The following is a 7,056-nucleotide window of genomic DNA, read 5'->3' as shown; positions in this document are numbered from 1 at the left end:
TGAGTGCTTAACATTACAGGCGATACCTTTTCAAACACCCTCTTAGCTAAACGAGCAGCCCAAAATCCAAAATCTAAAATCCAAAATCCAAAATCCAACCCCCTCACCACAAAAATTCCTCGCGGCGCATCGGGGCATCCGTCTGTCGTTCTGTCGGCTGCTCCAGCACGTAGGGATTGGGCGGCTCACCGGGCATCAAATAGCGCTCACCCCAGCCGCCGTTCAGGTCTTCGGGGCGACGGACGGGCGGAGTGGTGCGGTCGGCAGGCAGGGCAACGGGCTGTGCTTGATGCACCTGGATATACTGCTGCCCGTCCGCAGCGGTGTAGAGATGTTTGCCGCTGATGGTCAGCTTTTTATTGCGAAGCTGCTGTTCTAGCGCGGGCAGTTGCTCGACTTTGCCGATCGGGTTCAGCGTTGCCAAAAAGATCACGTCTTGGCTGGGTTCCAGATTCAGCCGGAGGGCAGCTTGCTCAAATTGCCACGATTCCTGATAGCGACCATCCTCCGCAACCTGCCATAGGTTAAGCTGGGCCTGCCATTGGCCATTGGTCACGGTTGCCGTCTGATAGGCCAGGATGGAATAGCTGGGCTTTGCGTCGGAGAAACCGCCAGACTGTCGCGCTGGCTCTAGATAGCGAACGGCAGCGATCGCCAATCGAGCATTATCAGGAAGATTGGTTGTACCAGCGATCGCGTACACACCGGAACCCTCTGACGACACGCTGAGTTGCAGATCAATATCATTTCGAGGACCCAGCGAAAACCGTCCCGGCTGACAGAAGCGAGACAGGAGCAAGACCGCTGCCAACACCGCACCAGCCTGTAGGAACTGTCGGACAGTGCGATAGTTTAGCGAACGTAATCGATCCGGTAGTGGTGACATGGAAAGTAACATAACAACTCAGCGAGATGGAATAAGGCTGGCACCTGCTTGAATGGAGTTTTAGCCAGGTTAATAGGGGATTAATCGGGTATTTAATAAGGCACAGTGCCCTGATAGGTGCTGCCGTTGGGCATGATGGCAAACTCTAGCTGAGCGTTGCTGAGGTTTGCGCCCTGTAGGTTGGCATCCAGGAAGTTGGCATAGCGCAGATCGGAATCGCTTAGATCGGCGATCGCCAGATTTGCCCGACTCAGCAATGCGCCGTAGAGGCTGGTTTGTCTTAGGTTTGCCCGTTCCATTTGGCTATCTGTCAGGTTGGTGGCCCGCATCTCGGCTCCGGTCAGCGTTGCTTGCTGCAAGTCTGCTTTTTCCAAGGTGGCGTGCATCATCTGAGCGTTCCGAAAGTTGGTGCGATTCAGTACCGCGCCTTGCAAATCTGCACCCTGAAGATTGGCACTTTGTAGACTGGCATCGGTCAGATTGGATCGGGTTAGCTGGGCATTAATTAACTTGGTGTTGTCAAACTTGGCGGCCGTTAGGTTTGCCTCTCGCAGGTCAACCCGGCTCAGGTCGAGTCCGCTCAAATCCACTCCACTCAGGTTGCAGCGGGGACACTTGCGCGTTTGCTTCAAGCGTTCTAGATTGCCGCTTTGAAGCCGCTGAGACAGAGAACCTGTCAGAGAACCTGTTTCAGAAGCAAATATTCTAGACGGCTCCGGACGAGCAAAGCCTAACAAAAATGCCCGGAGTCCAGGAATACCCAGCATAGCGGCTACAGACCCCAGAACCACGACGATGAACAGGCTCAATCTCTTATCCATAAGGCTAGAACTTGGGGGGCGATCGCCAATCTTTCAGAACAAAGCTTGTGGATTCAGACTCTATCTTGCCTCTTTAAGTTAAGCAGATCAAATTAGAAAATCATCAAATATTTTTCAGCAAAAATAGCAGCTTTTGACAACCTTTATCAACCTTTCCAACTGAGTCGATTCAGATCCGGAGAGCAAGCCGATCGCAAATTAACTGTTTCGAGTGAGCAGTTTTTCACAGCAAGACCGGAAGATTTAAATCAAGACTTGATAAAGATAAAGCGGCTGATCATCTAGTTTTTATACGGCTATTTTTCTTGTAAAGATCAGCCAACTAGGTAATCGATAACGGCCATTGCGCTGAGTAGATTACTATACTATGCCTAGTCAGGCTGCGATGTTGCAGCAATCTGCTACTGCTTCCTCTCTAGCTTTAGAGGATGTTTGAAAAGTCCTACTGTTTGTAGCAAAGCGTGCAAGATCCCCCTAAATCCCCCTTAAAAGGGGGGCTTCAAGGCGGTTTCCCCCTTTTTAAGGGGGGCTAGGGGGGATCTCTGAGTGCTTAACATTACAGGCGATACCTTTTCAAACACCCTCTCAGAGCCGAGGCGATGTCGTCAAATCAGCAAAATTAAATTTGCGACATCAAATCAGCAACATTGCTGAGAAGGCAAAGTGAAAAATATCTGTCGAGAATTTTCGCCAACGTGTACTAAGATGAGCCAGTCTCCCATCAAAACCATCTTGATTCCCTCATTGCTCACGGCTGGGGTTGTCTTTGGATTGTCTGTCACGGCTGTAACGAACTACAACACCCTGCCCTCATCCGAAATGCCCCAAGAACTAGCCTTAAAGGAGCAATATCGAAATATTGCTGTGCGAAATATTGGGCTTTGCATTTTGGGAAGTGCGCTATCGGGTTTGCTGGTGGCAGGCGGCATACGAAGCATCCAGAATTCTCACAAAAAGGCAAAGCGAAAACAGGATTCTATGTCTGGTTTAATCGCAGAGTTTCTATCAACTCGTCCAGAATAGATCTCGTCCAGAATAGATCTCGTCCAGAATAGTTGACGCGCTGCGCCAATTTTTTTGTGGACTGTTCTTGCATAGATTGGTTGGTTTCGTAGACTGGTTGCATACCAAGTCTACCCAGCCGATAGCATGTCCACTCCGCTGCACCTTGCAATTTCCGAACAACTCCGTTGCCAAATTCTCGGCGGCGACTATCCGCCAGGAGAACAACTGCCCAGCGAATACCAACTGGTGGAGCGGTTTGGGGTGAGCCGAACGACGATTCGACAGGCGATCGCCAATCTCATCAGCCAGGGCCTCGTCGTCTCTCGCCAGGGCAAGGGCGTGTTTGTCACGGAGCGGCGCAAGGTCACCTACTCCCTGTCCAGCCCGATGGTGTTTTTGGAAGCAGACATGGCGCAGCAGGGCATTTCGCTCTTGGCGAAGCGGCTGGAGGCCGGTTTGGTCGAGGTTCCCGTCGTCGCTCAGCACTTGTTTGAAACGCCCACCGCCTATTTCCAAAAGAAACTGCTGGAGATTAACGGCGCACCCGGAGCGCTGGACTTGACCTATGTGCCGCCACTGTTTGAAACATTTTTTGCGGTCGATTCAGCCCATCAAATGACATTTCCGGTGCTGGAGCAGCACGGCATTGCGATCGCCCGCATAGAAGCCATCCTAGAATGCACCTATGCCAATCCAGAAGAGAGCCTGCATTTAGAGGTTCCGCTGGGACATCCGCTGATTGTCTATCGCCACACCGCCTTTACCACAGGCGATCGCCCCATTGCCTACGGGGAAACCATTTCACGGGGCGATCGCTTTTGCTATTCCCTGGAAATTCGCCGGGGTGAATCATTCTAAAGCATTCACCCAGGATGCAAAGGCGCACGTCCTCGATGCAATCCGTTGAACGCTAAAATGACGCTGTAGTGATGTAGCTGGGATGCAACAATGGCGCTGGTGGTGGCAGGAGAACGCAGCGGCGTAGGCAAGACAACGGTAACGATGGCGCTGCTGGCGGCATTGACCCGATGGGGCGATCGCGTCCAGTCGTTCAAGGTGGGGCCAGACTACATCGACCCCATGTTTCATCAGTTTATTACGGGCCGCGCCTGCCGCAATCTCGATCCGTTGCTGACCTCCGAAACCTATGTGCAGCAGTGCTTTGCCTCTGCAAGTCAGGACGCAGAATTTGCCCTAGTCGAAGGGGTGATGGGGCTATTCGACGGGGCCAGCGGCCGCGAAGACGTAGCCAGCACGGCCCAGGTGGCCCGGCTGCTGAACCTGCCCGTGCTGCTGGTGCTGGATTGTGCCCGAATGTCGCGTTCGGTGGCGGCGATTGCCCACGGATATCGCAGCTTTGACCCGCGTTTATCCATCGTGGGCGTGGTGCTAAATCGGGTGGGCAGCGATCGCCATCTAACCTTGCTCAAAGAGGCACTGGAGCCGCTGGACTTGCCCATCCTCGGCGTGCTGCGTCGCCAGGACGAAATCACCCTCCCCGATCGCCATTTGGGACTCGTGCCCACAGACGAACTGCCGGAGCTAAGACCCTTGTGCGATCGCCTCGCGTCTCTAGCAGAAACCAACTTCGACTGGAACCTGCTGCGCCCCCTACTCAGAATTGGCAAACTTGACAAACTTGGCAAACTTGGCAAAATCGAAACGCCGCCCCCGCCAATACCCACCGCCGATGCCAAAATCCAAAATCCAAAATCCAAAATCCGCCTGGCCGTTGCCCGCGATCGCGCTTTCAGCTTCTACTATGCCGATAACCTGGAACTGCTGGAGCGGCTGGGTGCTGAACTGGTGTTCTGGAGTCCACTGCAAGATGCAGCTTTGCCAGAGGGCGTAGGCGGGCTATACTTCGGCGGCGGCTTCCCGGAGGTGTTTGCCGCAGAACTGGCAGCAAACCCAGCGGCACGGGCAGCCGTGGGAGCCGCCATTCGGGCAGGGCTACCGACCTATGCAGAGTGCGGCGGGTTAATGTACCTCAGCCAAAACATTGTGGATTTTGACGGAAACGCCTGGGAGATGGCGGGCGTTTTGCCAACAGAAGCGGTCATGGGCAAGCGGCTGACGCTCGGCTATCGACGGGCGATCGCCCAGCAAGACACCTTTCTCCATCGCCAGGGCGAAACGCTTTGGGGGCACGAGTTTCACCGATCGCACCTGACTCACTCCTCCGAAACCCCGCTCTATCACCTGCAACCCTACGACCCCCAAAGCCCTGCCATTCCCGAAGGCTGGCAGTCGCCCACCCTGCACGCCTCTTATCTGCATGTCCACTGGGGAGCGCGGCCGGAGCTAGCAGCCCGGTTTGTCGCAGCGTGTGGCAACCATCCGGTTACCTGAAGCCGCCTAGACTAGATGCTTGAGTCAAGCCAGAGATTACGACAACTGCTGCACCGAACCGTTGGCTGAGTGTGTCTGACGAATCCTCCAAGCTATCTGCTGCGAGTTTGCAGACTCATATCCTCACGGCTCAGCGTACTCACAACTTGCAACAGTGCCAGAACAGCAAATGGCGGAATTGTCCTTGCATAACGTTTCCACAATCGTCCTGGTTCTTGAATTAAACGATAGAGCCATTCAAAACCTAGTCGTCTGACTATTTCCGGTGCCCACTTTTGCACCCCTGCATAGACAGGAAATGCCCCGCCCAGCCCAATCATCACGGCGTTCACTTTGTCTTTATGATCGCTAATCCATTGCTCCTGTTTTGGGCAGCCCAGCGACACCATCACAATGCCAGCGCCGCTCTCGTTGATTAGCCGCGTAATATCCTCATCTTCCTGAGGAGTAAGCGGGCGAAAGGGCAGCGGCTCCATGCCTGCAATCTCCAGATTTGGAAATTCGTGGCGCAGCCGTTGGCGCATTTTTTGCAAGGTGTTTGCATCGGAACCCAGGAAAAAGATGCTAACGTTTCGAGAGGGCGATCGCCCACAAAGCCCCAAGATAATATCCATGCCAGCCACTCGGTCTTGCCGATAGCGCCCCATCCAGCTCATCAACCAAACAAGCGGCATTCCATCTGGCGTTACCATATCGCTGCCCGACAAAATAGCGCCAAACTCTTTGTTCCAGGTTGCTTCCATCAGCATATGCACATTGGCAACGCAGACGGACTTACTCAAGCGCTGCGCGGCCCATTCCAGCATCCAATCTATCTGTTCATAAAAGCTAAGAGATGTAACTGGAAACCCAATCACATTCTGAGTTGGAGGTTTGCTCTGAGACATCATAAGTTAACACTTTGGGATAAACTGAACTTCGTGAATTGATGTGGAGATGCTCACTATTCAGTTGCAGTAATTCCCTGATCCGATTGGGCGCTTAAAAGGCGCTTTGTATTCAACCAAAGCTCAATGAACCTATCAAAATAAAATGGCAAATCTTCCCCTATCTGATAACCCTCAGTAGAGTGGTAGATGAGCGAAGATAGCAGCAGATGAAAATGAGTCAGGAGGAGCTACTGGAAAAGCCGCCGCCACTTGCTCATAACTTCATGTGGTTTCATGCGCGTAGGTTCAAGACCTGGTTGATGCTCAATGATCAGCTTTCGCCAGTAGCGCTGCGAATGAAATTACTGGAAGCTCTACAGACGCTTGACCGGCAATCCCAAAATCACAAATCTAAAATCGAGAATTCATATAGGCCCCTTAATGGCTGTCAGATGCAGCAGGCATTGAAAAAGCAGCCAAAGCTTGATGTAGAGATAGATGCTTTGTAGGGCAGATGCTTTATAAGGTAAATGCTGGCGGTGCTTTTACTTTAGGTTCAAAACCGCTCAAAAAATCTCAAGCTTTCTGAATAGGGCGATCGCCCGATCGTCAACCTTGCTAGCACAACACCTGAAACGACTTACAAGAGAGATGAAGTGGTAGATACAGGAAGATCCCAATATTAGGAAACTGGATAGATAACCCTAGTGAATGAAACCAGCGGAGATGACCTTGCTCTTGTAAAGATAGCTTGGTAGATACTTCCGTAATTCTACAGAAAAAAGCTCGAAGTTTCACCTGACTCCGCTATTTTTACACAATTTACATTACGCAAATATCCTGAAAGGGATCGTAGTATCCAGTGTCTGTTGGATAGACTCTGATTACGTCAGAGTGTTCCCGTATCAATCTTTCGCGCCTGCTTTAGACTGTTCTAGCAATACAGACCTTAAGCTACAGACCTCAAGCTAAACTTTACCGAACCTTAATCAACCTATATCCAGCTAACCTGTAATCCTACTGGCATGATTTCGATACCAGTGGATTGTGTTCCGTAGTCCCTCCCTAAACTCCACCTCCGCGGTAAAGCCAAACCTATCCTTCGCCCGCTGCGTATCGAGAC

General features: G+C 52.1%; 6 protein-coding genes and 1 pseudogene. 3 read left to right on the top strand and 4 right to left on the bottom strand.

What is annotated here, in order from left to right:
* Positions 1–103 precede the first annotated feature (103 nt).
* Both IGS51_RS09280 and IGS51_RS09275 read right to left on the bottom strand, forming a co-directional pair.
* Positions 104–886 (bottom strand): hypothetical protein, encoded by a 783-nt coding sequence (locus tag IGS51_RS09280; RefSeq protein ID WP_297078143.1) that lies wholly within the window; start codon positions 884–886, stop codon positions 104–106.
* Positions 887–978: 92 nt separating this feature from the next.
* Positions 979–1,707 carry a pentapeptide repeat-containing protein gene (locus IGS51_RS09275; protein ID WP_297078142.1) on the bottom strand — a complete coding sequence of 243 codons (729 nt, stop codon included), beginning with the start codon at positions 1,705–1,707 and terminating at the stop codon, positions 979–981.
* Positions 1,708–2,856: 1,149 nt separating this feature from the next.
* On the opposite strand from IGS51_RS09275, the gene IGS51_RS09270 reads away from it, so the two are divergent.
* Positions 2,857–3,570, top strand: a complete 714-nt coding sequence (locus tag IGS51_RS09270; RefSeq protein WP_297078141.1) for a GntR family transcriptional regulator — start codon at positions 2,857–2,859, stop codon at positions 3,568–3,570.
* A 90-nt stretch (positions 3,571–3,660) separates the two neighbouring features.
* Positions 3,661–5,064: a cobyrinate a,c-diamide synthase gene (locus IGS51_RS09265; protein ID WP_297078140.1), complete on the top strand. Its 1,404-nt coding sequence runs from the start codon at positions 3,661–3,663 to the stop codon at positions 5,062–5,064.
* 92 nt (positions 5,065–5,156) lie between these two features.
* Here IGS51_RS09265 and IGS51_RS09260 read toward each other — a convergent pair whose 3' ends face one another.
* A complete protein-coding gene (locus IGS51_RS09260; protein WP_367279299.1) occupies positions 5,157–5,954 on the bottom strand; it encodes a WecB/TagA/CpsF family glycosyltransferase in 798 nt (265 codons plus the stop codon).
* A gap of 212 nt (positions 5,955–6,166) precedes the next feature.
* On the opposite strand from IGS51_RS09260, the gene IGS51_RS09255 reads away from it, so the two are divergent.
* On the top strand, positions 6,167–6,442 hold the full coding sequence (locus IGS51_RS09255; protein ID WP_297078138.1) for a hypothetical protein: 276 nt from the start codon (positions 6,167–6,169) through the stop codon (positions 6,440–6,442).
* A 495-nt stretch (positions 6,443–6,937) separates the two neighbouring features.
* On the opposite strand, the pseudogene IGS51_RS22335 reads toward IGS51_RS09255, so the two are convergent.
* A pseudogene (locus IGS51_RS22335) lies at positions 6,938–7,056 on the bottom strand (GDP-L-fucose synthase); the annotation flags it as partial.

This window comes from Thermoleptolyngbya sp. M55_K2018_002, from assembly GCF_015295965.1.
In the GTDB taxonomy this organism is placed as follows: Bacteria; Cyanobacteriota; Cyanobacteriia; order Elainellales; family Elainellaceae; genus Thermoleptolyngbya; species Thermoleptolyngbya sichuanensis.
Note: the sequence above shows the minus strand (reverse complement) of the source record. Positions and strands in the feature narration are given on the sequence as shown.